The sequence below is a fragment of the Iodobacter sp. BJB302 genome (genome assembly GCF_002735645.1).
Classification (GTDB): domain Bacteria; phylum Pseudomonadota; class Gammaproteobacteria; order Burkholderiales; family Chitinibacteraceae; genus Iodobacter.
This window is the reverse complement of the sequence record NZ_PDZG01000004.1, coordinates 78,160-104,683: the sequence shown is the minus strand read 5'-3', so window position 1 is coordinate 104,683 and position 26,524 is coordinate 78,160. Positions and strand designations below refer to the sequence as shown.

General features: G+C 50.7%; 24 protein-coding genes and 3 pseudogenes. 17 read left to right on the top strand and 10 right to left on the bottom strand.

The window, feature by feature from the left end; translation table 11 throughout:
- Window positions 1-52: 52 nt before the first annotated feature.
- Window positions 53-934 (top strand): CPBP family intramembrane glutamic endopeptidase, encoded by an 882-nt coding sequence (locus CSQ88_RS02575; RefSeq protein ID WP_099396531.1) that lies wholly within the window; start codon window positions 53-55, stop codon window positions 932-934.
- A 9-nt stretch (window positions 935-943) separates the two neighbouring features.
- Here CSQ88_RS02575 and CSQ88_RS02570 read toward each other — a convergent pair whose 3' ends face one another.
- The 3 genes from CSQ88_RS02570 to CSQ88_RS02560 all read right to left on the bottom strand — a co-directional run bounded on the left by CSQ88_RS02570 (window position 944) and on the right by CSQ88_RS02560 (window position 3,235).
- Window positions 944-1,366 (bottom strand): hypothetical protein, encoded by a 423-nt coding sequence (locus tag CSQ88_RS02570; protein WP_099396530.1) that lies wholly within the window; start codon window positions 1,364-1,366, stop codon window positions 944-946.
- 82 nt (window positions 1,367-1,448) lie between these two features.
- Window positions 1,449-1,820 carry a hypothetical protein gene (locus CSQ88_RS02565; protein WP_099396529.1) on the bottom strand — a complete coding sequence of 124 codons (372 nt, stop codon included), beginning with the start codon at window positions 1,818-1,820 and terminating at the stop codon, window positions 1,449-1,451.
- A gap of 29 nt (window positions 1,821-1,849) precedes the next feature.
- Window positions 1,850-3,235, bottom strand: coding sequence for a deoxyribodipyrimidine photo-lyase (locus CSQ88_RS02560; protein WP_099396528.1), 1,386 nt, complete (start codon window positions 3,233-3,235; stop codon window positions 1,850-1,852).
- 129 nt (window positions 3,236-3,364) lie between these two features.
- Here CSQ88_RS02560 and CSQ88_RS02555 point away from each other — a divergent pair, with 129 nt between their 5' ends.
- The 5 genes from CSQ88_RS02555 to CSQ88_RS02535 all read left to right on the top strand — a co-directional run bounded on the left by CSQ88_RS02555 (window position 3,365) and on the right by CSQ88_RS02535 (window position 7,150).
- On the top strand, window positions 3,365-3,916 hold the full coding sequence (locus CSQ88_RS02555; RefSeq protein ID WP_233702997.1) for a YqgE/AlgH family protein: 552 nt from the start codon (window positions 3,365-3,367) through the stop codon (window positions 3,914-3,916).
- Window positions 3,917-3,985: 69 nt separating this feature from the next.
- Window positions 3,986-4,468, top strand: coding sequence for a Holliday junction resolvase RuvX (ruvX, locus tag CSQ88_RS02550; protein ID WP_099396527.1), 483 nt, complete (start codon window positions 3,986-3,988; stop codon window positions 4,466-4,468).
- Window positions 4,461-5,423 carry an aspartate carbamoyltransferase catalytic subunit gene (locus CSQ88_RS02545; RefSeq protein ID WP_046351512.1) on the top strand — a complete coding sequence of 321 codons (963 nt, stop codon included), beginning with the start codon at window positions 4,461-4,463 and terminating at the stop codon, window positions 5,421-5,423. Before ruvX ends, CSQ88_RS02545 begins: the two co-directional genes overlap by 8 nt.
- Window positions 5,424-5,507: 84 nt before the next feature.
- Window positions 5,508-6,785 (top strand): dihydroorotase, encoded by a 1,278-nt coding sequence (locus CSQ88_RS02540; protein WP_099396526.1) that lies wholly within the window; start codon window positions 5,508-5,510, stop codon window positions 6,783-6,785.
- A gap of 98 nt (window positions 6,786-6,883) precedes the next feature.
- Window positions 6,884-7,150: an acyl-CoA-binding protein gene (locus CSQ88_RS02535; RefSeq protein WP_099396525.1), complete on the top strand. Its 267-nt coding sequence runs from the start codon at window positions 6,884-6,886 to the stop codon at window positions 7,148-7,150.
- 31 nt (window positions 7,151-7,181) lie between these two features.
- On the opposite strand, the gene CSQ88_RS02530 is transcribed toward CSQ88_RS02535, so the two are convergent.
- From CSQ88_RS02530 to CSQ88_RS02500, 7 genes are all read right to left on the bottom strand, one after another.
- Window positions 7,182-10,229 (bottom strand): EAL domain-containing protein, encoded by a 3,048-nt coding sequence (locus CSQ88_RS02530; protein WP_099396524.1) that lies wholly within the window; start codon window positions 10,227-10,229, stop codon window positions 7,182-7,184.
- A 240-nt stretch (window positions 10,230-10,469) separates the two neighbouring features.
- Window positions 10,470-11,405 (bottom strand): septal ring lytic transglycosylase RlpA family protein, encoded by a 936-nt coding sequence (locus tag CSQ88_RS23560; protein ID WP_099396523.1) that lies wholly within the window; start codon window positions 11,403-11,405, stop codon window positions 10,470-10,472.
- Window positions 11,402-12,514: a rod shape-determining protein RodA gene (rodA, locus tag CSQ88_RS02520; RefSeq protein ID WP_099396522.1), complete on the bottom strand. Its 1,113-nt coding sequence runs from the start codon at window positions 12,512-12,514 to the stop codon at window positions 11,402-11,404. Before rodA ends, CSQ88_RS23560 begins: the two co-directional genes overlap by 4 nt.
- Complete coding sequence (gene mrdA, locus CSQ88_RS02515) at window positions 12,507-14,429, bottom strand: penicillin-binding protein 2 (protein WP_099396521.1); 1,923 nt, start codon at window positions 14,427-14,429, stop codon at window positions 12,507-12,509. Before mrdA ends, rodA begins: the two co-directional genes overlap by 8 nt.
- A complete protein-coding gene (gene mreD / locus CSQ88_RS02510; protein WP_099396520.1) occupies window positions 14,426-14,932 on the bottom strand; it encodes a rod shape-determining protein MreD in 507 nt (168 codons plus the stop codon). Before mreD ends, mrdA begins: the two co-directional genes overlap by 4 nt.
- Window positions 14,932-15,822, bottom strand: coding sequence for a rod shape-determining protein MreC (mreC, locus tag CSQ88_RS02505; protein ID WP_099396519.1), 891 nt, complete (start codon window positions 15,820-15,822; stop codon window positions 14,932-14,934). Before mreC ends, mreD begins: the two co-directional genes overlap by 1 nt.
- A 122-nt stretch (window positions 15,823-15,944) precedes the next feature.
- On the bottom strand, window positions 15,945-16,988 hold the full coding sequence (locus tag CSQ88_RS02500; RefSeq protein ID WP_046351519.1) for a rod shape-determining protein: 1,044 nt from the start codon (window positions 16,986-16,988) through the stop codon (window positions 15,945-15,947).
- 425 nt (window positions 16,989-17,413) lie between these two features.
- On the opposite strand from CSQ88_RS02500, the gene gatC reads away from it, so the two are divergent.
- The 11 genes and pseudogenes from gatC to purD all read left to right on the top strand — a co-directional run bounded on the left by gatC (window position 17,414) and on the right by purD (window position 26,471).
- Window positions 17,414-17,701, top strand: a complete 288-nt coding sequence (gene gatC / locus CSQ88_RS02495; protein WP_099396518.1) for an Asp-tRNA(Asn)/Glu-tRNA(Gln) amidotransferase subunit GatC — start codon at window positions 17,414-17,416, stop codon at window positions 17,699-17,701.
- Window positions 17,702-17,730: 29 nt separating this feature from the next.
- Window positions 17,731-19,179: an Asp-tRNA(Asn)/Glu-tRNA(Gln) amidotransferase subunit GatA gene (gene gatA / locus CSQ88_RS02490; protein WP_099396517.1), complete on the top strand. Its 1,449-nt coding sequence runs from the start codon at window positions 17,731-17,733 to the stop codon at window positions 19,177-19,179.
- A gap of 21 nt (window positions 19,180-19,200) precedes the next feature.
- The gene (gene gatB / locus CSQ88_RS02485; protein ID WP_099396516.1) at window positions 19,201-20,628 is read left to right on the top strand and encodes an Asp-tRNA(Asn)/Glu-tRNA(Gln) amidotransferase subunit GatB; all 1,428 of its coding nucleotides are present in this window, start codon (window positions 19,201-19,203) and stop codon (window positions 20,626-20,628) included.
- A 674-nt stretch (window positions 20,629-21,302) separates the two neighbouring features.
- A complete protein-coding gene (gene dusB, locus CSQ88_RS02480; RefSeq protein ID WP_099396546.1) occupies window positions 21,303-22,343 on the top strand; it encodes a tRNA dihydrouridine synthase DusB in 1,041 nt (346 codons plus the stop codon).
- On the top strand, window positions 22,340-22,579 hold the full coding sequence (locus CSQ88_RS02475) for a helix-turn-helix domain-containing protein (protein ID WP_099396515.1): 240 nt from the start codon (window positions 22,340-22,342) through the stop codon (window positions 22,577-22,579). The genes dusB and CSQ88_RS02475 overlap by 4 nt, the downstream gene beginning before the upstream one ends.
- 26 nt (window positions 22,580-22,605) lie before the next feature.
- Window positions 22,606-22,677 (top strand): annotated as a pseudogene (locus CSQ88_RS23625) (helix-turn-helix domain-containing protein); the annotation flags it as partial.
- A gap of 26 nt (window positions 22,678-22,703) precedes the next feature.
- Window positions 22,704-22,775 (top strand): annotated as a pseudogene (locus CSQ88_RS23620) (helix-turn-helix domain-containing protein); the annotation flags it as partial.
- A 26-nt stretch (window positions 22,776-22,801) separates the two neighbouring features.
- Window positions 22,802-22,873 (top strand): annotated as a pseudogene (locus tag CSQ88_RS23615) (helix-turn-helix domain-containing protein); the annotation flags it as partial.
- Window positions 22,874-22,937: 64 nt separating this feature from the next.
- Window positions 22,938-24,500, top strand: a complete 1,563-nt coding sequence (purH, locus tag CSQ88_RS02455) for a bifunctional phosphoribosylaminoimidazolecarboxamide formyltransferase/IMP cyclohydrolase (protein ID WP_099396514.1) — start codon at window positions 22,938-22,940, stop codon at window positions 24,498-24,500.
- Window positions 24,501-24,621: 121 nt separating this feature from the next.
- Window positions 24,622-25,179, top strand: coding sequence for a phospholipid:lipid A palmitoyltransferase (locus tag CSQ88_RS02450; RefSeq protein WP_099396513.1), 558 nt, complete (start codon window positions 24,622-24,624; stop codon window positions 25,177-25,179).
- A gap of 14 nt (window positions 25,180-25,193) precedes the next feature.
- On the top strand, window positions 25,194-26,471 hold the full coding sequence (gene purD / locus CSQ88_RS02445) for a phosphoribosylamine--glycine ligase (protein WP_099396512.1): 1,278 nt from the start codon (window positions 25,194-25,196) through the stop codon (window positions 26,469-26,471).
- Window positions 26,472-26,524: the final 53 nt, after the last annotated feature.

The window sequence follows — 26,524 nt, the reverse complement described above, 5'->3', positions numbered from 1 at the left end:
ATTCAGCGCTTAGCGGCGTTGATTTTTGTATGCCTCTTTTTATTGGTTCTGAATGCTGAAGCTTCTAAGTTCTCCCGCTTATGTGTTTTTAATGCTGGCCATTGTGTGTGCATGGCTGCCTGCGGTGCGATGGGGCAGGTTTGCTGTATTGCCTTATTGGGTCTTTTTTGGGCTGGCGCTTTGCGCCGGGCTGGCAACAGGTGTGTTGGGGCTGGTTGGCGTATTGGCGGTGCTTTTGCTTGCTTTAAGCTTGCTGGCGGCGGCGTGTGACCGGCTGCCAGGGGTTTTACGGCTGGCTTTGGGCGTGATTGCGGCGGTGCTGGCGCTGGCTTTGGCGGTGCATCGCGTGCCGGGTTTTAATAATTTGCTGATTTTTAATGGCGTGCAATTAAGCGCTGATTCGCTGCCTTTTACGCTGTATGCCAATTTAGACAAAGGGCTGGCTGGCTTCTTATTGCTTGCCATTTTTTGCCGCAAGGCCGCAAGCCGGGCGGAGCTGAAAGAGGGCTTGCAGCGCTCATGGCGGCTGGCTTTGGCAAGCATTGCAATCCTGATAATGCTTGGGCTGCTGAGCCAGTTTTTCCGTGTGGATTTAAAGTTGCCAGCGCATACGGCGGTGTTTTTGCTGGTGAATTTACTGCTGACTTGCGTGGCCGAAGAGGCTTTTTTTCGCGGCTTTGTGCAGGAGTCTTTGCACCGCTTAAGCAGTAAGCCTTTGGGCACGGCACTGGCGGTGGGGGCTTCGGCGCTGTTGTTCGGGCTGGCTCATTTTGCGGGCGGAGCAATGTATATGGCTTTAGCTTGCCTTGCGGGGCTGGGCTATGCCTTGGTGTATCAGCAGAGCCGGCGTATAGAAATGGCGGTTTTGCTGCACTTTGGATTTAATCTGATCCACTATTTGTGCTTTTCTTACCCAAGGTATGTGGGTGTTTAGCTGGTTTTTTTAGCCATTCCCAGCAGGAATACTTGCTGGTTGTGCGGCTTGTGCTACTTTAGGCGCAGTGCTGGATTTTACTTCGGCCACTACAGCGCTGCTATCGCACGCGTCCCCTGCGTTTTCTACCCAGCATTCACACTGATCAATATTGCCTTTGCTGTCTATTTGTACTTTAAGCGGGCCAATTTTGCACCAGTTGTTATTCTGGCTGGAATACAGATGATCTACATCCAGTGTTTTGGGGCTGAAGCTGTGAGCAGGCAGGGTGTAAATGCCGTGTTCGCCATCCCAAACGGCAACGGGCAGGCTGCTTTGATTTACCACTTTGCCATTTAAGGGCCATGGCCAGTACATGGCAGAGGCATAGGTGCTGAGGCAGCTGATACTGAGAAAAAGCAGGGTGTAGAGAATTCGGGTCGAACGGGTCATAGGTATACGCGCTGAAAAGTCAGCCGCCTATCATGCCGCTATTCGCTTGCCTGTGGCTGTGATCTATTGCCGCTTCTGAGCGTTAAAATTGAATACACGCCCGCCCAGCTTCAAGCGAGAAACAAGGGCAGTTTTCCAGATAGCCATCGGCTTTCAGCGTAACAGTCTTCATGCCTAATTTGCACCAGCGCCCGGATGCGGTTTCTTGTACATGATCGATATCCTGGTGATCCCCGGAGCGTGTTTTTGCGGCTATTGTGTAGTAAAGATGGTCATCATCCCAAACTTTGGCGGGCTGGGCGGATTGATTGATCAGCACGCCATTCAAAGGCCATGGCCAGTGCCCGTCCTGCTCTTTTTCTTGCATGATGGCAAAGTAAGCGACGGCGCTGGCGCTTATTGCAAGGCAGATACCAAGGGCAATTAACCTTGCTGGGGTGAATATTTTCAGCATCGTTGCACAGGCTCTCTGGGGGTAAATAATTAATTGCGTTTAAATAAAGCCAGTGCAGCCAGGCGCTGTGCTGCGTGATCCACAATCGGCTCAGGATAATCATAGTTGGCTTTTTGCCCAAAAATAGCTTTAGCCAGCCATGGCGCGTGGATTTCTTTATTGCTGAGCGCGGCCAGCTCGGGGCAATAGCGGCGGATAAACTTACCCTGAGGATCAAAGCGCTCTGATTGGGTAACCGGGTTAAATATCCTGAAATAAGGCTGGGCATCGCAGCCGGTGGAGGCGGCCCATTGCCAGCCGCCGTTATTGGCGGCTAAGTCAAAATCGTTGAGTTTTTCGGCGAAATAGCGCTCACCCCAGCGCCAGTCAATCAGCAGGTCTTTGACTAAAAAGCTGGCGGCAATCATGCGCAGGCGGTTATGCATAAAGCCGGTTTGATTCAGCTGGCGCATGGCGGCATCCACAATCGGAAACCCCGTGCGGCCTTCGCACCATGCGGCAAAGTAATCCGGCTTATTCGGGAAAGGCAGGGTGTCGTATTCGGGCTTAAATGCGTGCTGAACAACTTCTGGCCTGTGCCAGAGGATTTGCTGATAAAACTCGCGCCAGATCAGCTCGGAAAGCCATGTTTCTGCACCTGCGCCACCAATCTGCCAGGCTCTTTTTGCTAATTCTCTGATCGATACCGTGCCAAAGCGCAAATGCACAGATAAATAAGACACGCCCTTTACTGCCGGAAAATCTCTTGCCTCATGGTAATCCGCGATGCGTTGGCAAAAGTCATCAAACAGTGCCTCGCCGCCGTCCATGCCGGGTTTGAGTATGCTTACGTCTGTATCATCAAAACCCAGCTCTGCCAGTGTGGGCATTGCTTCGCCACTCAGAGGCGCAAGGCTGCTTAAATAAGGGCGTATGGGGTAGGACTTCAGATAAAAGTCATTTACTTTGGCCAACCATGCGTGTTTATACGGAGTAAATACGCTGTACATGCCGCCGGTTTTTGTGAGCACTTCGTCTTTTTCAAAAATCACCTGGTCTTTGAAGCTGTAGAAGCGGCAGTCCATGGTGGCTAATTGCCCGGCTACACTGAGATCTCTGGCAATGGCCGCTGGCTCATAATCGTGGTTGCAGTAAAGTGCTGTGGCTTTGAATTCTTTAACCAGGCTGGGGATTACATCATTGGCCACGCCATAGCGAATGATTAAATCCGATCCTTGCTCTATTAAGCTCTTTTTTAATTGCTGCAGGCTGTGCCAGATAAATGCCACGCGCCGGTCATCTTTTGATAATCCATCTAAAATGGCAGTATCAAAGATAAAAACGGCAATCACACTTTTGGATGCTTTCAGTGCGTGGTACAGGGCGGCATGATCAAATAAGCGCAGATCGCGGCGAAACCAAACAAGTGATGTCATGGACTAAGGCCGTGAAGTGGGATGCGGTATTGTGCCATTGGTCCGGGGGGCGTTGTTGCATGATTTGTCACCAAGCTGATGCGCCCATTTTTAGCGCCTTGTGCGATAATTACAGGCATGGATAACCCAATGAACTTTTCTCGTCATTTTTTGATTGCGATGCCTAGCCTCGTTGATCCCATTTTCTCCCGGGCCCTGACCTTTGTGTGTGAGCACAATGAGCGGGGCGCCATGGGGGTGATTGTGAATCGGCCGCTGGGCATGACGCTGTCGTCGCTGTTTGAGCAGATTGATATCGAGCTGCACCGCCCCGACATGGCCGCGCTGTCGGTACATTTTGGCGGGCCGGTACAAACTGATCGAGGCTTTGTGCTGCATACGCCCTTGGGCAGCTGGCAATCCAGCTTGGCCGTTTCAGATGAAATGGGGCTGTCTACTTCCAGAGATGTCTTGCAGGCGCTGGGGGACGGCGAGGGGCCGGATCAGGTGTTTCTGACTTTGGGCTACGCGGGCTGGGATGCTGGCCAGTTAGAAAACGAGATCGCTCAGAATTCCTGGCTTACGGTAGAAGCCGATCCCAAAATTATTTTTGATTTACCGCCCGAAGCGCGTTATGCCGCAGCCTTGGGTTTGCTGGGTATTGATATTGCCATGTTGTCTAAAGAAGCAGGCCACGCTTAGCAGCGGCTTTGTTTGGGCATACCACATTTTGAAATAGCCCGAAGCATCCGGGCTGTCATCTGGAAAATAATGAGTACTCTTCTGGCTTTTGATTTTGGTGAAGTGCGGATAGGCGTAGCAGTTGGCTCATCCGAGCTGGGCATTGCCCACCCGGTAGAAACCATCACCGCGGAAGAAAACGAGCGCCGTTTTGCGCGGGTTGAGCAGCTGATTCGTGAATGGCAGCCTGCAAGTTTAATTGTTGGCCTGCCCAGCCATTTAGATGGCACGCCACATGAGATGACGCGCCTTTCGCGCAAATTTGCCAATCGCCTGCACGGGCGCTTTGGCCTGCCGGTATTTCTGGTGGATGAGCGCTTATCCAGCGCCGCTGCCTGTAGTGCATTAAACGAAGCGGGTGTTCGTGGGCGCCGCCAAAAGCCAGCTTTAGATCAAGTGGCTGCCATGCAGATTTTACAAACTTATCTGGATTCACCGGCTACGGGCGAGGCGCTCAGCCACCGCTCCCCGGAGGCTTCAGCTGATCGTTCCGACGAGGATGCCGATGTATAACCCGCAGTTAAATGCTCAAGGTGAGCTGATCCACCTGTTAACGACCGAAGGCCTGCCTAAACGCATCCTGACCCAAATCCTCGATCAGGCTGCCGAATACGTTGAGAACGGCGAATTACTGAATAATAAATGGCAGGATCTGGCCGGGACTTCTGTTTTTAATCTGTTTTTTGAAAACTCTACCCGCACCCGCACCACCTTTGAGCTGGCCGCAAAACGCCTGAGCGGCGATGTTTCCAGCCTCAATATTCAAGCCTCCAGCACCGCCAAGGGTGAAACCCTGCTCGATACCATCCACAATCTGGAAGCAATGGGCGCTAATTTATTTGTGGTGCGCCATTCAGAATCAGGCGCGGCGCATTTGATTGCTAAGCACGTTAAAAAAGGCATCGCAGTGGTGAATGCAGGCGATGGCCGCCATGCTCACCCTACGCAAGCCATGCTGGATATGTTTACCATCCGCCACTTTAAGGGCGACTTCACCAAGCTGCGCGTGGCGATTGTCGGCGATGTTCTGCATTCGCGCGTGGCGCGCTCGCAAATCCATGCACTGAGCACTTTAGGCTGCCCGGAAATCCGCGTGATTGCACCTAAAACGCTCTTGCCGACTGGCATTGAGCAGCTGGGCGTGCATGTATACCACGATATGGCCGAAGGCCTGAAAGACGTGGATGTGATTGCCATGCTGCGTTTGCAAAATGAGCGTATGGCGGGGGCTTTTCTGCCATCGACTCAGGAATTCTTTAAGTATTACGGCCTTACCCCGGAAAAACTGGCGCTGGCTAAACCGGATGCCATCGTGATGCATCCCGGCCCGATGAATCGTGGCGTAGAAATCGATTCTGCCGTGGCCGATGGCCCGCAGGCGGTGATCTTGCCGCAAGTGACTTTCGGTATCGCTGTGCGCATGGCTGTGCTGGCGATTGTGGCCCGTAATCAGAAAGCGAATAAATAATATGAAAAATGTTCTTTCGGTATTGACCCGCGTATGGCCGTATTCAGGGTGTAAAGCCTGCCATCAGAAAGTGGGTAAACAAAAATGAAAAACATCGCAATTCTTGGCGGGCGATTAATTGATCCGCTGAATAACACCGATCAGGTGGCTGATTTATATCTTGCTGGTGGCAAAATTGTTGGCGTGGGCGCGGCTCCTGCTGGCTTTGTGGCGGATGAAACCATAGACGCCAGAGGCTTATTAGTGAGCCCCGGCCTGGTTGATTTAGCCGCGCGTTTGCGCGAGCCCGGCTTTGAATATAAAGCCACCCTGGCTTCTGAAATGGCCGCTGCGGTGGCCGGTGGCGTCACCAGTATTGTGTGTCCGCCAGACACCGATCCGCCGCTCGACGAGCCCAGCCTTGTAACCATGCTGCGCCAGCGCGCTAAAAATCTGAATCTGGCCCGTCTCTATCCTGTGGGGGCTTTAAGCCGCCAGCTTAAAGGCGAAGAGCTCACCGAAATGGCCGAGCTGCGTGATGCCGGTTGTGTGGCGTTTTCGCAAGGCGATCAGCCCATCAGCGATTTACAAATTATGTATCGCGCCATGCAATACGCCGCTACTTTTGGCGCAGAGCTGCGCCTGCGTGCGCAGGATGCCGGTTTAGGCAAGGGCGTGGCCCACGATGGTGATTACGCTACCCGCCTTGGGCTGACGGGCATTCCGGTGCTGGCCGAAACCGTGGCGATTTCTAATATTCTGCTGCTCATGAAAGAAACCGGCGCGCGGGTGCATCTGTGCCGACTGTCATCCATGGCCGGGCTGGATCTGGTGCGTAAGGCTAAAAAACAAGGCCTGCCGGTGACTTGTGATGTGAGCATTAATCATATTCATCTGGCCGATGTGGATATTGGCTTTTTCGACAGTAATTTCCGTTTTGATCCGCCATTACGCTCGGTTCGTGATCGTGATGCCATTGTGGCCGCGCTGGCGGATGGTACGATTGACGCCATTTGCTCTGACCATAGCCCCGTGGATGACGACGGTAAATTACTGCCGTTTGCTGAGGCAGAATCAGGTGCCACAGGCCTTGAGCTGCTCCTGCCGCTGACTCTAGCATGGGCAGAGCGCCAGCATATTTCACTGCCGCAAGCGCTGGCTAAAATCACCGCTGTTCCCGCTAAAATGCTGGGTTTTGCTGCGGGTTTAGAAGTGGGCCATCGTGCGGATTTGGTGATTTTTGATCCGGAAGCGCATTGGCAAGTCACGCCTGCTGCGCTGAAAAGCCAGGGCAAAAACACGCCGTTTGTGGGCATGGAAATGAAGGGCCAAGTGGTGCATACGCTGGTTAAAGGCAAGCGGGTGTATCAGTTAGCCGACTAAGGGATATCAACAAGCCCGTGTTGCTTGGTTTATCCTAGCGCACGGGCTATACTTTTGCCTTATTAAAACGATCGTTTTAGCCTTCTTTGGAGAACACAATGTCTGATCTCGCTTCCCTGTTTCAAACCGCGCAAGATGATGTGGTTAAATTAAACGATGCGCCTGATGTGGCAACGAAGCTCAAGCTTTATTCTTTGTTTAAGCAAGCAGCGGAAGGTGATGCAACAGGCGATCGCCCGTCAGCAATTCAGTTTGTGGCCCGTGCCAAGTTTGATGCATGGTCAGAACTAAAAGGTATGAGTGGCGACGAAGCCAAACAAAAATATATTGATCTGGTTACAGAATTAAAAGCAAACGACGAATAAAAAAATGCCGGGTGATTAAGCCCGGCTTTTTTTACAGCGCTAATTTTTTATTGCTTATCAGCATTTCTTCAAACGCCGCTGCAGTAACAGGTTTACTAAATAAGAAACCCTGAATTGATGCGGTTTGTGTTTGTTTTAAAAATGCCAGTTGTTCGCGTGTTTCTACGCCTTCTGCCAGTACATCCATTCCCAGTGTTTGCCCCAGACCAATAATGGCTAATACAATTGCAGCATCATTATTATTGCTGCAGGCATCCCGTACAAAACTCTGGTCTATTTTTAGCTTATTAAATGCAAATTGTTTTAAATAGCTCAGGCTGGAATAACCCGTTCCAAAATCATCTAAAGACAGCTTTACGCCAAGCTGTTTAATACCATGCAGGGTAGACATCACTTGTTTAACCTCCTGCATAATCACTGATTCGGTTACTTCTAATTCCAGATGGCGGGCATCGAGTGCGGCATCATTTAAGGCCGAGGTAATGATTTCTAAGAAATTAGCCTGGTGTAACTGATGGGGGGATAAATTCACCGCCATATTAATCGGGGCTAATCCCATCGATTGCCATACAGCAGCCTGGCGGCAGGCTTCTTTTAATACCCAATTGCCAATCGGGATAATTAAACGGCTTTCTTCTGCAATGGGTATAAATTTAGTGGGCGATATCAGCCCATGCTTAGGGTGATTCCAGCGAATAAGTGCTTCTGCACCAATGATTGTTCCATCTTTAAGGCTGAGCTGTGGCTGGTAATAAAGAATAAACTCATTATTAAGCAGCGCGGTGCGCATGCTGGTTTCCAGCTCCAGCCTTTCAGAAGCACGGGCATTCATTTCAGGCGTGAAATATTGAAAATTGCTGCGCCCCTGTGCTTTTGCCTGAAACATAGCCACATCGGCGTTGCGAATTAAATCATCTGCTGTTGTGCCGTCTTCAGGATAAATACTGATACCAATAGAGGTAGAGGTTGAGAAATGCCCGGCCTCTAATTCAAAGGGTTTGGCAAAGGAAGCCAAAATAGCTTCTGCAATGGACCCGGCAATCAGGGAATGAGAGATATTGGTCAGTACAATGACAAATTCATCCCCGCCTAATCTCGCCAGAATATCGCCCGGGCTTATTAGTTTTTTAAAGCGGTTCGCCACCTGAGCCAAAACAGCATCTCCTGCGGCATGGCCCAAGGAGTCATTAATGGTTTTAAAACGATCTAAATCCAAAAAGAAAACCGCTAAGTTTTGCTGATTACGCTCTGCTGAGGCAAGCGCAAGCCTGAGTTCATCGCGCAGTAAATTGCGATTAGCCAAGCCTGTGACTGAATCGAAATTCGCTAATTCAACGATGCGCTCCTGGGCTTCTTTGCGCTCGGTAATATCGGTCATGGTGCCAATAATGCGGGTAGGCTTGCCAATGGAATCAAATGCGACAAATTTACCGCGTGATTGAAACCAGCGGTATTCTCCAGACTGTGTTTTACGGCGATATTCGCTGATTAATTGCGGCGCTTCGCCTTTTAAATATTGCTGAAAATGGGCCAGCGATTGTTCTTTATCATCAGGATGAACCTGTGCCTGCCATTTTTTAAAGCTTTCATCCCCGGGTTTTAAGCCCAGCAGCCTGTCATATTCAGGGCTGGTAATGGCGGTTTGATCGCCAGTCATCTGCATATCAAATAAGCCTGTATTTGAGGCTTCCAGGGCCAGCCGCAGCTGTTGCTCACTTTTAATAATGGCAAGCTCAGCCAGACGGCGCTCGGAGATATCCCGGACGACAGCGCAATTGAATTCCAGCTTTTTAAAGACAATAAAATTAGAGTTGATCTCGGTAGGAATGCTGCTTCCATTACGCGCTTTAAGTGAAATTTCATCTCTTAAATGTTTATGGGTCTTTAATTTCTGCCAGAATTTAAGCCAGTAATCTGGGCTGAATGTGGGGTTAATATCGCGCAATTGCATAGAAAGCAGCTCGGATTCGCTATAACCCAGCCGGGTACATGCAGTGGTATTCACATAGCGGATGCGGCCCATGGCATCCAGCCAGATGGCCATATCCGCACCATGCTCTACTGCGACTTTGGTGAGATAAAGATCTGCTTCGGTTTTTTCTAAACGTGATAACTGGCGAAATACATAAACGAGCAGAAGCGCGCCAAAGAGCAGCATTAAAAAAGTAATGCCAACATTAAGCAGGCTTTCGTTTTTCCATGAGCGTAATGCTTCGTCTTTATCTATGCCTACCGAAATACCAAGATGCCATTGCTCCAGATATCGCCAGCCAAAAATGCGTGTCATTTGTTCAACCTGGCTGTGCTCAGTAAAGAGGCCACTTTCTTTACGCGCAAAATGATCGCCAAAAAATTCTTTGCCTGATATATCCCGGCCTACATCCCGATCGTTATGCGGAAAGCTGGTAAGAGAAATGCCATCATCCCTGAATAAACGAATAACAATGCCTTTTCTCTGGCTGAGTGATGAATAGAAGCGCTCAAAATAGCCAGGGTTAATGCCTGCAATTAATACGCCATTAAATTGGCCTTGTTTATCAATTAAGGGGCGAACCAGAGGAATAATATCGAGGTTACCGCTGGGGTCTGCCTGCTGCTCAGCAATATAAAAGCGCGCCTGTGGCTGCATTTTTGGGGCGCTAAAGCTCATTGACTGAGAAATATTATGCTCGGGAGCGGGGTGTTGCAGGGTGGATGCCGTGATATTGCCTTGCGAATCGGCCGCTGCAAAGGTGCTGAGCTGGGGGTACTGGCTGAGCTGGCGGCTTAGAAAAGCGTAGAGGCAGGGCTCATTTCTGGCGGCAAGGCAGCTTTGAAAAATATCATCGTTTTGAATTTTATACAGCCCCTGCAGGCTGTTTTCCATGCTGCGGCTTAAGTGCTCATCAATGGCCCGCGCCATGGTCAGAATTTCTTTTTCGCTGCTGTGTAAAGTGTCTTTATAGTCCCGGTAAACAGACCAGCTGACTGCGGTAATCGTAAAAATAAAGATAGAGCTGGAAAGCACAATCAATAAACGGCGAATCTGCTCAAAAGAGTGTTCGGCATCGGGAGAGGATGCCGCTTGAGGATGAGACACACAGTCACCTTAAATAAATACAAAATAAAAATTAAAGCGCTGAGCTTAAGGGGGAAATCGCGGCACATTATCCCATCGACTAAAACAGGCTTAATGTAAAGTGATCTACTTAAGCTTGGGCTGGGTAATGACTTTGTTATAGGCAATATAAATCAGCCTGTGCAGGGCAGACGGAGCCAGCGCGCTGTGCGCTGGTCCTTTTGAACTTGCTGATGGAGCCAGCGCAGTGCGCTGGCTGGTTTAGTGGCTGAGCACGGCGGGCAGCTGGTAATCGCCACTGATTCTGGCGGCTGCCAGTTCGGCGCTTTTTCTGTCAGGGTAGGGGCCAAGCCTTACCCGGTGAAGCTGGCCTATGGTCTGAATCAGCAGCTTGTTTGAGTCGCTGTCCAGCTGGCTGGATAAGTGATTGCGGAAGTTTTCGGCATTGGCTAAAGAGCCAAATGCGCCGAGCTGCAAGTAGATTGCGCCATTACCTGCATTGGCCAGCGGAATGCTGACGGGTTTGGGTTTGGCTGCAATCACGGGCTGAACGGCTGCGGCCACACTGCCTGGCGTGTCGCTGGCGAGTAAGCTTTCAACCTCTACTTCGGCGCTGCCTTCCATGGTGTAGCCCAGGCGGCAGGCTGCAAGAAAAGACAGATCCATCACGCGGCCATGCAAAAACGGCCCCCTGTCGTTAACGCGCACAATAATGCTGCGGCCATTTTTTACATTGGTGACGCGGGCATACGATGGGATGGGCAAGGTAGGATGCGCTGCCGTAATGGCGAACATATCGTAGATTTCACCAGTCGATGTTTTTTGCCCGTGAAATTTACGCCCATACCAGGATGCAGTGCCGCGTTGTTTTAATTCGCCAGGCCGTGGCAGTGGGGTGAAATTCTGCCCCAGCACGGTATATGGGTTATTTGCCCAGCGGTGCAGGGGCTCCCAGCGTGGCAAAGGCTCGGGGATCAGATCTATCCCTGATGGAAACGAATCCATCGGGCCATCGTCTTTGTAAAAAGCACCGCCGCCTTTGGCCGAGTAGTTACAGCTGTACTGTGGCGGCGTAGTCGGGCCCGGAGGTAAATTAACAGGCAAGGGCTTGCTTGTCTGGGCAGGGGGCAGAGGTGTAGTGCTGCAGGCCGCCAGCAGGAGGGCAGCAATCAGCGGTGAATAATGTGTCAGCTTCATGATTTCATCAACTTACGATCACCCTGCACACTCATTAAAAGGCCAAAGCCGGTCAGCAGCGACACCATCGATGTGCCGCCATAAGAGACCAGTGGCAGGGGAACGCCCACCACGGGCAAAATCCCGGAAACCATGCCCATATTAACGAAAGCGTAGGTGAAAAATGTCAGCGTAATCGCCCCGGCTAATAAACGCCCAAACTGGGTTGAGGCGTTATTGGCAATAATTAAACCGCGGCCAATCAGCAGCAAATATAAAATTAACAGGATGGCATTACCCAAAAGGCCAAATTCCTCGCCAAACACGGCAAAGATAAAGTCCGTGGTGCGCTCCGGAATAAAATCCAGATGGGTTTGTGTGCCGTTCAGCCAGCCTTTACCAAAGATTCCACCCGAGCCAATCGCAATTGTGCCCTGAATAATATGGTAGCCGGCCCCCAGCGGATCTTGCATGGGATCAAGCATGGTGGCAACACGGCGGCATTGGTATTCGTGCAGGATATTGATACATAAATTCCAGTGCATCACCACATAGGCCAGCCCGCCGCCTGCTGCCCCCATCAGGCCGATAAACTTCCATGATAAGCCGGCAAAAAACAGCACATAAAAACCGGAGGATGCAATCAGCAGGCTGGTGCCTAGGTCGGGCTGTTTCATAATCAGGCCAACCGGCACAATCATCAGCAAGGCCGCAAACAGGTAGTGTTTCCAGCGGATGCTGGTTTCAAAGTGATGAAAGTACCATGCCAGCATCATGGGTAAGGCTAGCTTCATCAGCTCTGAAGGCTGAATTTTTGTGACCCCAATATGCAGCCAGCGGCGTGCGCCGTGGCTGATATCACCAAAGAGCGCCACGGCAATCAGCAGCAGTAAACCCACCACATAAGCCGGTACGGCGAGGCGAATCAGGGTTTGCTGAGAGGTATTGGCGACCAGCCACATTACCGTCAGGGCGATGCCCATAAAGGTGATTTTGTTGATGATCATGTCCAGATCGCGGTTGGACGCAGAAAACAACAAAATCGTGGAAAGAATAAGCACCAAAATGGTAAACAGCAAAAGCCAAGGATCAATTGGCCGGATAAAGCGACCCCAAAGATGCTTAATCACCGATGATCTCCTCTGTGCTGCTTGCTGCCTGAGGAGCAGCGCTGCTGGCTGCCGCTTTGGGGATGGCAGGCATTTTGCCGGTAAGATAAAAATCCAGCGCCTGTCTTGCAATCGGAGCTGCTGCCTGCGCGCCAAAACCCCCGTTTTCTACAATAACGGCGAGTGCAATGGTCGGCTTGTCTGCCGGGGCAAAAACAATAAACCAAGAGTGATCGCGTAAACGCTCGCTGATGTTTTTATTATATTTACTGCCTTTCAGGCTATATACCTGCGCCGTACCGGTTTTACCTGCGGCAATATAATTTGCTCCAGCAAAAGTACGTGCTCCGGTTCCTTCGCGGATCACCCCTTCCATACCCCGGATCACCCGCTCTGTATTCTCACTTTTCCAGGTCATGGTTTTGACGGGCTGTGGCTCTACAATTTTTACGATACCGGTGATGGGATCAATAATTTTGCCAACGGCGTGCGGGCGGAACATTACGCCGCGATTAGCCAGCGTGGCGGTTGCATGGGCCATTTGCATCGGCGTGTAGCTGTTATAACCCTGGCCAATCCCAATCGAAACGGTTTCGCCTGAATACCATTTTTGCGTGGCGGGGGTTTTAAAGCGTTTTTTCTTCCATTCCGGGCTGGGCAAAACACCAGGGCGTTCGCCATTCAGGTCTACACCGGTCGGGCTGCCAAAATCAAGCGTGCTCATAAATCTGGCGATATTGTCGATGCCCATTTGTACGGCAAGCTGGTAGAAATAGGTGTCGCTGGATACCACAATCGAGCGGTCAAAACTCATTGAGCCATAACCACCGGCATGTGAATCGCGGAATTTATTATTGCCATACATAAAATAGCCGGGATCGCTGATGGTTTGCCGTGTCAGCGGGAAATCCCCTTCGAGGGCAGCTAAAGCCATAAAGGGTTTAAAGGTTGAACCTGGAGGATATTCGCCTCGAATCGCCCGGTTGAGCAAAGGTTTATCAATCGAGGTATTGAGCTCATTCCAGTTTAATGGATCAATTCCATCCACAAATAAATTGGGATCAAAGCCCGGCTTGGAAACCATGGCTAATAAGCCGCCGGTTTTAGGATCAATTGCCACTAATGAGCCGCGGCGCTTATCAAATAAATCTTCTACTACTTTTTGCAATTTAATATCGACAGACAGCGTAAGATCACTGCCGGGCACAGGCGGCGTGCGGCGTAAGGTGCGCACGGCCCGTCCACCGGAATCAATTTCAACTTCTTCAAAGCCGGTTTTGCCATGTAATTGCTGCTCGTAGCTTTGCTCAATCCCAATTTTGCCTAAATGATCGGTGCCACGGTAATTGGCGGCAACACCATCTTCATCGAGTTGTTCTAAATCTTTGGTATTGATTCGGCCAATATAGCCAATTAAATGGCTGGCGATTTCGCCTAATGGGTAATGTCTGAATAAACGCGCTTTAATTTCTACGCCGGGAAAGCGGTAGCTGTTGGCCGCAAAGCGGGCGACTTCTTCATCGCTTAAACGGGTGCGGATAGGCAGCGTTTCAAAATCACGTGTTTCATCACGCAGCTTTTTAAAGCGGCGTTTATCTTTGGCGGTGATTTCGATAATGCCGGATAGCTGCTCGATTGTTTCTTCCAGATTAGCCTGTTTGGAAGGGGTGATTTCCAGCGTATAAGCAGAAAAATTATGCGCCAGAATAACGCCGTTTCTGTCGCGGATAATGCCGCGCGATGGCGGAATAGGCACGAGAGAAATTCGGTTTTGCTCGGCCAGCGTCATGTATTTATCGTGCTGAACTGCTTGCAGCCAAAAAAAACGGCCAAACAGCAGGGAAAAAAGAGATAAAACAAAAAGAGCAGCCGCGATGATTCGCAGCTGGAAAGCGTATCGCTCTCGATGCTGATTTTTAAGTTCGCCGCGGCTCATAGTTCTTCAGTCGTCGGTCTGCGTTGATGAGAGAGCAGAATATTGGAAAGGGGGGGCCAGATAAATGCAGCAACAAAACACCCTGCAAAATAGGCCCAGCCAGGAAAAGGTGCACCCATCGCAGTACGCAGGGCCAGCATCAGCGTCTGCCCGGATAACATCAGTGCTAAGGCAACAAAAGCCTGCTGCCAAAATGGGAAAACGGCCAGCTGGCGCTGACGTGCCAGCGTAAGGTAGGCGATCACGGTATAGGCGAGTGCATGCTGGCCAAGAATATTCCCGTCGGCCACATCCATTAAGAGCCCTAGAAAAAAGGCCCAGCCCACACCCACGCGGCGGGGCTGGTTGAGCGTCCAGTAGATAATGAATAATGCGACAAAATCCGGTGCAAAGCCGATCAGGCCTGCCTGCCAGGGCAAAAGATTAATGGCAAGCGACAGAACAAAGGTCAGCAGGATGAAACCACTGCTGACCGGGCGAAGTAATTGGCGTGAAACAGGCATTAGCGACCCTTCTTTTTCTTGGCCCCAGCCGTTTCCGAAGCATTGGCTGGATAAGGGGCAGCGGCTTGATTGTGATCTAAAATAAGTAAGAAGCGATGTTGCTCAATACCCGCCAGAGGGGTGCAATAAATGCGGGCAAAGGCATTGCCGGTATTGCGTTCGATTTTTTGCACTTTGGCTACAGGTAATCCTGGAGGATATAAACCATCAATACCTGAAGTAATCAGAATATCGCCTTCTTTTATTTCTGAATTAGACGACATATTGCGAATTTCAAGCGGTAAACCACGGCCCATTCCATAAATCACCGTACGCAACTGATTGCGCTCAATTTGCACGGGCACCATATGATTACGATCAGAAATAAGCCGCACTTCGCTGGTCATTGATTGCACCCGGACCACCTGGCCCACCACACCGCTGGCATCTGTAACAATTTGCCCTTCGCGGATCTTTGCTCTTTCACCCCGATCGACAATCAGGCGGGCGGTAAACGGATCGCGGCCATTGTAGAGGATTTCTGTAAGCTGGCTGGGCTGGCTGGCCTGAACACTGTTGAGCTGCCTTAGGCGGGCGTTTTCTGCTTCCAGTGATTTTAATTTCATCGCGTTGACACTGGCTAAGAGCTGGGCATCGTGCAGTTTACGGTTTTCTCCCAGTAGCTCAGCTTGTCTTGATAAAAAGGTGCTGGTGTCTCTGAGTACCTCGAATGGCGCGGTGACCAGCCATTGCAAAGGATAAAGCAGGACAGATAGCTGCTGGCGGACAGGCCCGAGCATCTTATAGTTGGCGTCCCCTACTATCAAACTAACAGACAGGACAGAAAACAGGAAAAACCGCGTCAGCGGTTTGGGTCCCTGCTTAAAAAAGGCGGGCTGAGAGGCTTGCATGAAAGACGGCCGATGTTTCTCAAAAGCTAAGTAAAACGCAAACCACCCCTTTGAGCGGGTGGCTTGCGTGTGTTTTATCGCAAATCGCTATTTCATACGACTTGCCGCCTCACGATGAGCGCTTAATCGTAAGTAAAGATGCTGCCCGCTTTGTCCAGCTTCTCCAGCGCTTTGCCCGAGCCACGCACCACGCAAGTGAGCGGATCTTCAGCTACGAATACCGGCAGGCCGGTTTCTTCCATGAGTAAGCGGTCCAGATCGCGCAGCAGTGCGCCACCACCTGTGAGTACCATGCCTTTTTCGGCGATATCCGCGCCTAATTCCGGAGGAGTTTGTTCCAGTGCTTGTTTCACCGCTGAAACGATCTGGTTAAGTGGCTCTGTCAGCGCTTCCAGAATTTCATTGGAAGAAATCGTGAATGAGCGCGGAATCCCTTCGGCCAGATTGCGGCCTTTTACTTCCATTTCGCGTACTTCTGCACCCGGGAAGGCGCTGCCGATGCGTTTTTTGATTTCTTCTGCAGTGGCTTCACCAATCAGCATGCCGTAGTTGCGACGGATGTAGTTGATAATGGCTTCATCAAACTTATCACCACCTACGCGCACGCTGGATGCGTAAACAATACCGCCCAGTGAGATCACGCCCACTTCTGTGGTGCCGCCACCGATATCCACAACCATCGAGCCGGTTGCTTCTTCAACCGGCATGCCTGCACCAATGGCTGCGGCCATTGGTTCTTCGATCAGCTCAACTTTTCGTGCGCCTGCACCCAACGCAGATTCGCGAATCGCACGGCGCTCAACTTGAGTCGAGCCACATGGCACACAAATAACGATTCGGGGAGGTGAGGAGAACATGCGGCTTGGGTTCACTTTTTTAATGAACTGTTTGAGCATTTGTTCGGTAATGGTGAAGTCCGCAATCACGCCGTCTTTCATCGGGCGGATGGCGTTAATGCTGCCAGGGGTTCGGCCCAGCATTTTTTTGGCTTCTGCGCCAACGGCTAAAATGGTTTTCTTGCCTGAGGGGCCGCCTTCTTGCTGAATAGCTACCACGGATGGTTCATCAAGCACGATGCCCTTGCCCTGCATATAAATCAGCGTGTTGGCAGTGCCCAGGTCAATGGCGATGTCGTTGGCAAAGTAGCCGGAAAGAAGTCCAAACATTCGGGTCTCACACTTTTATAGAGGTGTTGAAGGCCGCCGGTAAAATACCCACGGGCTATTAAGTTTTGCTGTTTAGTTTTGCCTTTCAGGCAAAATATTTTTTACGTTTGCTACTAAGCGGGCTTGTCATTGACAACGCCCTATACAAAAAAAGCCCAAATATCTGGCTTTTTCGCATGCAATTTATGTTTGCTGTCCGCTTGCATTGTATTGCCACGGCACGATATCGGGTTTTTCCACCCCGCTTTGTCTTGCGCTTAATGGCAAGAACCGCCTGTTAAGGCGGCGGTGCAAGCGAAAAAGTTCCGCGGCACATTTGAACGTTACAGCCTCCGCCCTGGTTGTACTGACGGGTGGTGGTAATCAAACCCTGTATGATACCCTATCGAGTTGACGTTAATAAATGTTTACGGGGTAAATCCGACATGTCCCTGTCTATTGAAGATGTAGCGCGCATCGCCCGCTTGTCCCGCATCGCGGTGACCGGTGATGAATTAGCGGCTACCCAAGGCCAGTTAAACCAAATTCTTACTTTGATTGAAGAAATGCGTGCCGTCGATACCACAGGTATCGAGCCGATGGCGCATGCGCAGGATGTGATGCTGCGTTTGCGTGACGATGTGGCGCGTGAGCCCGATCGTCGCGAAGCATGGCAGGCGGTGGCGCCAGCAGTTGAAGCTGGCTTATATCTTGTTCCGCAAGTGATTGAGTGAGGGGCAGGGATTATCCCCGCTAAAAAATAATGATAGAAAAATCAGTAAAACAACTGTCGGCCATGCTGGCAGCCAAAGAAATTTCTGCGGTTGAAATGGCCAGCGAATATTTAGCACGCGCTAAAGCCATGCAGGACTTGAATGCTTTTATTACTTTGGACGAGGATAAAACCCTTGCCGAAGCAAGAGCCGCTGATGCGCTGCTGGCCAATGGCCAGGCGGGTGTTCTGACCGGTGTGCCGATTGCGCAAAAAGATATTTTTTGCCAGCAGGGCTGGAAAACCAGCTGTGGCTCCAAAATGCTGGATAACTTTGTTGCGCCTTACGACGCCAATGTGATTGAGCTTTGCCGCAAGGCAGGTTTGGTGAGCTTAGGCCGCACCAATATGGATGAGTTTGCGATGGGCTCATCCAATGAAAACAGCTTTTACGGCCCGGTAAAAAATCCATGGGATAAATTAGCTGTACCGGGTGGCTCGTCGGGTGGCTCGGCTGCGGCTGTGGCTGCTCGTCTGGCGCCGATTGCTACGGCAACGGATACCGGTGGCTCGATTCGTCAGCCTGCGGCATTTTGCGGCGTAACAGGGATTAAGCCTACTTACGGTATTGTTAGCCGCTTTGGCATGATCGCTTTTGCGAGTTCCTTGGATCAAGGTGGCCCGATCGGTAAAAGCGCTGAAGACTGCGCATTGCTTCTGAATGTGATGGCGGGCTTTGATGAGCGTGATTCCACCTCGCTTGAGCACGCTAAAGAAGATTACAGCCGTGATTTAAACGCGCCGCTGGCTGGTTTAAGAATTGGCCTGCCTAAGGAATATTTTGCCGAAGGTTTGGCTAGCGATGTGGCCGCCGCAGTAGATGCGGCGATCAGCGAATATAAAAAGCTGGGCGCCACCATTGTGGAAGTCAGCTTGCCGAATACCAAGCTGTCGATTCCAGCATATTACGTGATTGCCCCGGCAGAAGCTTCGAGTAATCTGAGCCGCTTTGATGGCGTGCGTTATGGTCATCGCGCTGCGGAATACTCTGGCCTTGCGGATATGTATGAGAAAAGCCGTGCAGAGGGCTTTGGTGCAGAAGTTAAACGCCGCATCTTGACCGGTACTTATGTACTGAGCCACGGTTATTACGATGCTTATTACCTGCAAGCACAGAAAATCCGCCGCATTATCGCCAATGATTTCCAGGCTGCTTTTGAGCATTGCGATCTGATTGCAGGCCCTGTTGCGCCAACTGCTGCGTGGAATCTGGGCGAGAAAAATGCCGATCCAACCGCAATGTATTTGGAAGACATCTATACGCTGGCGGTGAATTTGGCTGGACTGCCTGGCATGAGCTTACCAGCAGGCTTTGCGGCCAATGGACGCCCTGTGGGCTTGCAGCTGATTGGCAATTATTTCTCTGAAGCCAAAATGCTGAATGCGGCGCATCAGTTGCAGCAAGTGACCGACTGGCACACCCGTGCCCCAAGCCTATAAACCAGCCTAAGGATTCACAAAATGAAATGGGAAGTAGTGATCGGGCTGGAAGTGCATACCCAGCTCTCGACTCAGTCGAAAATTTTCTCCAGCGCCAGCACCGCTTACGGCGCTGAGCCAAATACACAAACCGCCGTGGTCGATGTGGCCATGCCGGGTGCCTTGCCGGTAATGAACCGTGGCGCGGTAGAGCGTGCGATTCAGCTGGGCCTGGCGATTGGCGGCAAGATTAATCGCAAGTCGGTTTTTGCACGTAAAAACTATTTTTATCCTGATTTGCCTAAGGGCTATCAGATCAGCCAGTTTGAACTGCCGGTGGTTGAGGGCGGTGCGATTGAGATTCAGGTTGGCGATGTCACAAAAACAATTAATGTGACCCGTGCCCACCTGGAAGAAGACGCGGGCAAATCGGTGCACGAAGATTTTCACGGCATGACCGGGATTGATTTGAACCGCGCCGGTACCCCGCTGCTGGAAATCGTTTCCGAGCCGGAAATGCGTTCCGCAGCCGAGGCGGTTGCTTACGCTAAAGCCCTGCATAGCCTGGTAACATGGATCGGTATTTGCGATGGCAATATGCAGGAAGGGAGCTTTCGCTGTGACGTGAACGTTTCTGTGCGCCCGGAAGGCCAGAAAGAATTTGGTACGCGCCGCGAAATTAAAAACTTGAACAGCTTTAAGTTTATGGAACAGGCGATCAAGTTTGAAACGCAGTGGCAGATTGAGCAGATCGAAGACGGCCATAAGATTCAGCAGGCAACCATCCTGTTTGACCCGGACAGCGGCGAAACCCGCATGATGCGCAGCAAGGAAGACGCGCATGATTACCGCTATTTCCCGGATCCTGATTTGCCACCACTACGCATCTCAGAAGACTGGATTGAGCGTGTGCGCGGCGAAATGACCGAGCTGCCACAGCTGATGCGCGAGCGTTTTAGCGCACAGTATGGTTTATCGGCTTATGACGCCAGCACGCTGACCAGCTCTAAAGATATGGCTGTGTACTTTGAAGCCATGGTTGCCGCAGGCGCGGATGCCAAGCTCGCCGCTAACTGGATCATGGGCGATGTTTCAGCCACGCTGAACCGTGAAGAAAAAGCCATCGGCGACAGCCCTGTTTCTGCCGCAGCTTTAGCAGGCCTTGTGAAGCGGGTGATGGATAACACCATCAACAATAAAACCGCTAAAGACGTACTGAAAAAGATGTGGGAATCGGGCGACGCAGCGGATGCGATTATCGAGCGCGATGGCCTGAAGCAAACCACGGATACCGGCGCCATCGAAGCGATTATCGACGAAGTCCTAGCAGCCAATGCCAAGGCCGTTGAAGAGTACAAGAGCGGCAAACTGGCTGCGATTAACTCCTTAATGGGCCAGTGCATGAAGGCTAGCAAGGGTAAGGCGAACCCGGCGATGGTGACTGAGATTTTGACTAAGAAGCTAAGCTGATTATTGCTTAACTTTTAAAAATAGCGAGCCTGCAGGCTCGCTATTTTTTTGCAAAAATGTAGGGCGGGTGCAACCCGCGAGCAATGCTGAGTAAATAAGCGGGGTGCACCCCATGTGCGCTAAGCAATTTGTTTTTTAGTAGTAAACAACGAACCAGCATAATAAGCACACTCTCTGCATAGGGTTTAAATATCCCCTTGAAACACGCCGGAGCGAGGAATAAGCGGATCGGGGTTTCGGAAAAGGGGTAACGGGCTTGCTCCCGAGCAGCCTTTTTCGCCGAGCCGATTATCCGCAGTGAGGGGCCTTCGTGCTTTTGGGGTTGCGGCTTGGCTTCGTTTCTTGGCCGCGCAAGAAAGGAAGGTCCAGCGGGACGCCCGCACCTAAATCAATGTGCCGAAGGCATTAAAAAGATCTTTTTGACTTTGCTTAGCGCTCATGGGGTGCGCACCCAGCCTGCGAACAATGCGATGCTTGTAAAGCATTAGCAATGATCACCAAAGCGTTGTATACCGCCTTTGTAATAACGCGAGCTTTCTCTGTGCACTGATTTTTAAACTCCGTGTCCTCTGTGTCTGCGGATTTAAGGTTTTTCATAAAAATCCGCCTGAAGGTTGTTGCTTAAAAATTAGGCAGGCGTTAGAATGCGCGGCCTTTTACTGCGCCAGCAGCATATGCATATCGGCCCCTATCCCCTTGTAAATAATCTGATTGTCGCTCCCATGGCGGGGGTGACCGATCGTCCTTTCCGTATGCTTTGCAAGCGTTTTGGCGCCGGGCATGCGGTTAGCGAGATGATTACGGCCGACAGCAGCATGCGCTCGCACAAAAAAACACTGAATCGCGCTAATTTTGAAGGTGAGCTTGCGCCGGTTTCTGCGCAGATTGCCGGCTCTGATCCGGAATTGCTAGCAGCAGCAGCCAGGCATAATGTGGCGCATGGCGCGCAAATCATTGATATCAATATGGGCTGCCCGGTTAAAAAAGTGTGCAATAAGCTGGCTGGCTCCGCCCTGTTGCAAAATGAAGACTTAGTTGCAAAGATTCTGCATGCCGTGGTGCGTGCCGTAGATGTGCCGGTTACACTGAAAACCCGCCTCGGCTTTGCCAATGGCGAAGAAAATATTATGCGTGTGGCCAAAATAGCTGAAGAGGCAGGGATTGCCGCGCTGGCTATTCATGGCCGAACGCGTGAAGATATGTACTTGGGTCATGCGCGCTATGCCTTGATTGCCCAGGTAAAACAATCGATTCAGATTCCTGTGATCGCCAATGGCGATATCGACAGCCCGCAAAAAGCGGCACTGGTGCTTAAAGAAACCGGTGCGGACGCGATTATGATTGGGCGGGCTGCACAGGGCAGGCCGTGGATTTTCCGTGAAATTGCCCACTATCTGGCCAGCGGTGACTTACTTCCCCCGCCGGAAGTGGTAGAAGTTCGCGATGTATTGCTCGGCCATCTGGATGATCTCTACGCCTTTTATGGCGAGTATTCTGGTTGCCGTATCGCTCGCAAGCATATCGCCTGGTATACCAAGGGCTTACGTGGCAGCAATGAATTTCGTCAGGCTATGTATGCTCAGGAATCAACGGCAGGACAAGCGGATACCACCCGCCAGTATTTTGATGGCTTGCTCACTTTAGGTGAGCGGCTGCAGTACGAAGATTTACCAAAAGAAACAAAATCACAAAAAGATGAATCGGGAGATTTATGAGTACTCAAACCGATCTGATCGCCGAGGCGATTTACGCTTCTCTCGACCAGTATTTCCAGGACCTGGACGGCGAACCGCCGTGTGCAATGTACGATATGGTCCTGGCTCGTGTTGAAAAGCCACTGTTAGAATTGATATTAGAGCGCGTAGAGGGCAATCAGACCCGAGCGGCCGATATGTTGGGTATTAACCGCAATACCCTGCGTAAGAAATTACAGATTTATGATTTGCTGTAATAGAGCGCGCAGAGGGTAGCTAGACCAGAGCAGCCGATATGCTGGATATTAACCGCAATACCCTGCGTAAGAAATTACAGATTTATGATTTGCTGTAATAGAGCGCGCAGAGGGTAGCTAGACCAGAGCAGCCGATATGCTGGGTATTAATCGCAGTACCTTGCGTAAGAAATTACAGATTTATGATTTGCTGTAATAGAGCGCGCAGAGGGTGGCTAGACCAGAGCAGCCGATATGCTGGGTATTAACCGCAATACCTTGCGTAAGAAATTACAGATTTACGATTTGCTGTAATGCGCAGACGCGCAGTTTTCACAAGAAACGAGTTTGTATCTTTATATACAGGGAAGCTGAAATCATGACCAAAATTACCCGTGCGCTAATCAGCGTATCCGATAAAACCGGTGTACTCGATTTTGCCAAAGCACTGGCAGCGCAAGGCGTCGAAATTTTGTCGACCGGTGGGACCGCTAAATTGTTTGCTGACAATGGCGTGCCTGTGATCGAAGTGGCTGATTACACCGGCTTTCCTGAAATGCTTGATGGGCGTGTAAAAACGCTGCATCCAAAAATCCACGGCGGTATTTTGGGCCGGCGCGATTTACCTGCACACGTTGCCACTATGGCGGAACACCAAATCGGCAATATTGATCTGGTCTGTGTGAATCTCTACCCGTTTGAAGCCACCATTGCCCGCCCTGATTGCAATTATGAAGATGCGATCGAAAATATCGATATCGGTGGCCCGGCCATGGTGCGCTCTGCTGCTAAAAATCATGCCCATGTGGCGATTGTGACCGATGCCAGTGATTACGCAGATCTGATCAAAGAAATGCAGGCCAATGACGGCGCTTTATTACTGGCTACACGCAAAGTGTTGGCGAAAAAAGCCTTCAGCCACACCGCTGCTTACGATGGTGCAATTTCTAATTACCTGACTGCACTGACTGCAGAGGGCGAGAAAAAATCCTACCCGGACCGCCTGAATATGCAATTCGTTAAAGTGCAGGATATGCGCTACGGCGAAAACCCGCACCAAAGCGCTGCTTTCTACCGTGATATTGATCCGGCCATGGGCAGCCTTGCTGCTTATAAACAATTGCAAGGCAAGGAATTAAGCTACAACAATGTGGCCGATTCCGATGCGGCATGGGAATGTGTAAAACAATTTGAACAGCCTGCTTGTGTAATTGTAAAGCACGCTAATCCTTGTGGCGTGGCCGTAGGTACAGACAGCTACTCGGCTTACCGCCTGGCTTTTGCAACGGACACCACCAGCGCGTTTGGCGGCATTATTGCGTTTAACCAGACAGTGGACGCAGATACGGCAGAAGCTGTTTCCAAGCAATTTATGGAAGTGCTGATTGCACCTGCTTATACCGCAGAAGCTTTGGCATTGCTGGCTAAAAAGCAAAATGTCCGCGTGCTGGAAGTTCCGGTAGAGCAGGGTGCTAATCGCTTTGATGTGAAGCGTGTGGGCGGTGGCTTGCTGGTGCAAACACCAGATTCGCACATTCTTACCTTGAATGATCTGAAAGTAGTCACCAAGCTTCAGCCAACAGAAGCGCAGCTTAAAGATCTGTTGTTTGCCTGGAATGTGGCTAAATTTGTTAAATCAAATGCTATTGTATTCTGCGGCAAGGGCCAGACACTGGGCGTGGGCGCAGGGCAGATGAGCCGTGTGGATTCAACCAAAATTGCGGCTATTAAAGCCAAGGCTGCGGGCTTGGATTTACGTGGCTCGGTGGCAGCGTCTGATGCTTTCTTCCCATTCCGTGATGGCGTGGATGTGATCGCGGAGAATGGTGTTTCTGCCATTATCCAGCCGGGTGGTTCGGTACGTGATGATGAAGTGATTGCTGCAGCGGATGAACATGGTATTGCGATGGTGGTGACAGGGATTCGTCACTTCCGTCATTAATCAAGTAGTTTGAATATTTAAAAGCGGGGAAGAGATTCCCCGCTTATTGTGTTTATGGTGTTGTGTTTAATTAAGAGGCTGGCTGAGCTGCCGGTGCTTTGAAATATTTTTGGTTGAGATAATGAAAAAACTGTTTGCCACCCTTTGCTTGCTGATTGCCTTACCCGCTTCTGCAATGGATTGCTCCAATATGTGGGATTGGGCGACGGCTGCTTGTCAGCGTGTGGATAAAATTAACCGGGAAGGTAAGAATGATTTATTGCTGTCGGGTTATTCCTGGCATGATCGTTCAACCTATACCGCTGAAAAACTCGAAGACTTTCAAGAGTTTGCCTACGGTGGCGGACTGGGTAAGCGCATTAGTGATGAAAACAATAACCAGGAATTCATTTACGGAATGATTTTTGCCGATTCACATAATCAGCCGCAGCTTCAGATTGGATATATGCATCTTTGGTATTGGCCGATTGTTGGTGAGTTATCAGCCGGTCTTGGTGTGTCGTTACAGCTTATTTCACGCCAGGATGTTATCGGCGGCGTTCCTTTTCCTGCTCCTTTGCCTGTTGCATCGGTTCGCTATGGCAAGGCGTCTTTGATTGGTACCTTTATTCCACGGCTGAATGGTCAGTTAAATAATGGCAATGTGGCTTATGTGTTTGGCCGCTACGAATTCGATTAACAGGAAACAGATTCATGAATATTTTGGTGATTGGTTCGGGTGGTCGTGAGCATGCACTGGCTTGGAAAATTGCTCAGTCAGAGCGCGTAGGTAAAGTGTTTGTAGCGCCTGGTAATGCGGGTACTGCACTTGAAAAAGATTTAATTAATGTTGATATCTCGGCCATTGATGAGCTGATTGAATTTGCAAAAGCAGAAAATATTGCCATTACCGTTGTTGGCCCGGAAGCACCATTGTCGCAAGGAGTGGTTGATGCATTTCGCGAAGCGGGTTTAAAAATCTTTGGCCCAACCCGCGCCGCAGCGCAGTTGGAATGGTCTAAAGACTTTGCCAAAGCCTTTATGCAGCGCCATGGCATCCCTACTGCGGCTTACCAAACTTTTGCCAATGCGGATGAAGCGCATGCCTATATCAAGGCTCAAGGCGCACCGATTGTGATTAAGGCCGATGGCCTAGCTGCAGGCAAGGGTGTGGTTGTAGCGATGACGCTGGATGAAGCGCACGCTGCGGTTGATTCCATGTTGTCTGATAATAAATTTGGCGATGCTGGCGCTCGCGTGGTGATCGAAGAGTGCCTCTTGGGTGAAGAAGCCAGCTTTATTGTGATGGTTGATGGCAAAAATGTGCTGGCCATGGCATCCAGCCAGGATCATAAACGCCTCCTGGATGGCGATGAAGGCCCGAACACTGGCGGCATGGGCGCGTACAGCCCGGCACCTGTGGTTACCCCGGATGTGCACGCCAAAGTGATGCGCGAAGTGATTTTGCCTACCGTGCAAGGCATGGCTAAAGACGGTACTGTATTCACTGGCTTTTTGTATGCAGGCCTGATGATCGATGCTTTGGGTAACCCTAAAGTGATCGAATACAATTGCCGCTTTGGCGACCCTGAAACCCAGCCGATTATGCTGCGTTTAAAAAGCGATTTTGTCACTCTGCTTGAGCATGGCGTGAATGGCACGCTGGATCAGGTTGAAGCTGAATGGGACAGACGCGTGGCAATGGGCGTGGTGATGGCTGCGGCCAATTACCCGGAAACCCCGCGTAAAGGTGATTTAATTTCCGGCCTGCCAACAGCGGCTTTAGAAGATGGTCATGTCTTCCATGCTGGCACGGCGCTGAATGAGCAGGGCGAGGCGATTACCGCTGGTGGCCGTGTACTCTGTGTCACCGCCTTTGGCGACAGCTTTAAAATGGCGCAGAAACGCGCTTATCAAATCCTAGCAGGCGTTTCATTTGCGGGTGCACAATACCGCAGCGATATTGGCTGGCGAGCGATTGGTCGTAAGTAATGAGCTTGAAGTGAGTAAAAAAACCATGCACATCAGGTGCATGGTTTTTTTTC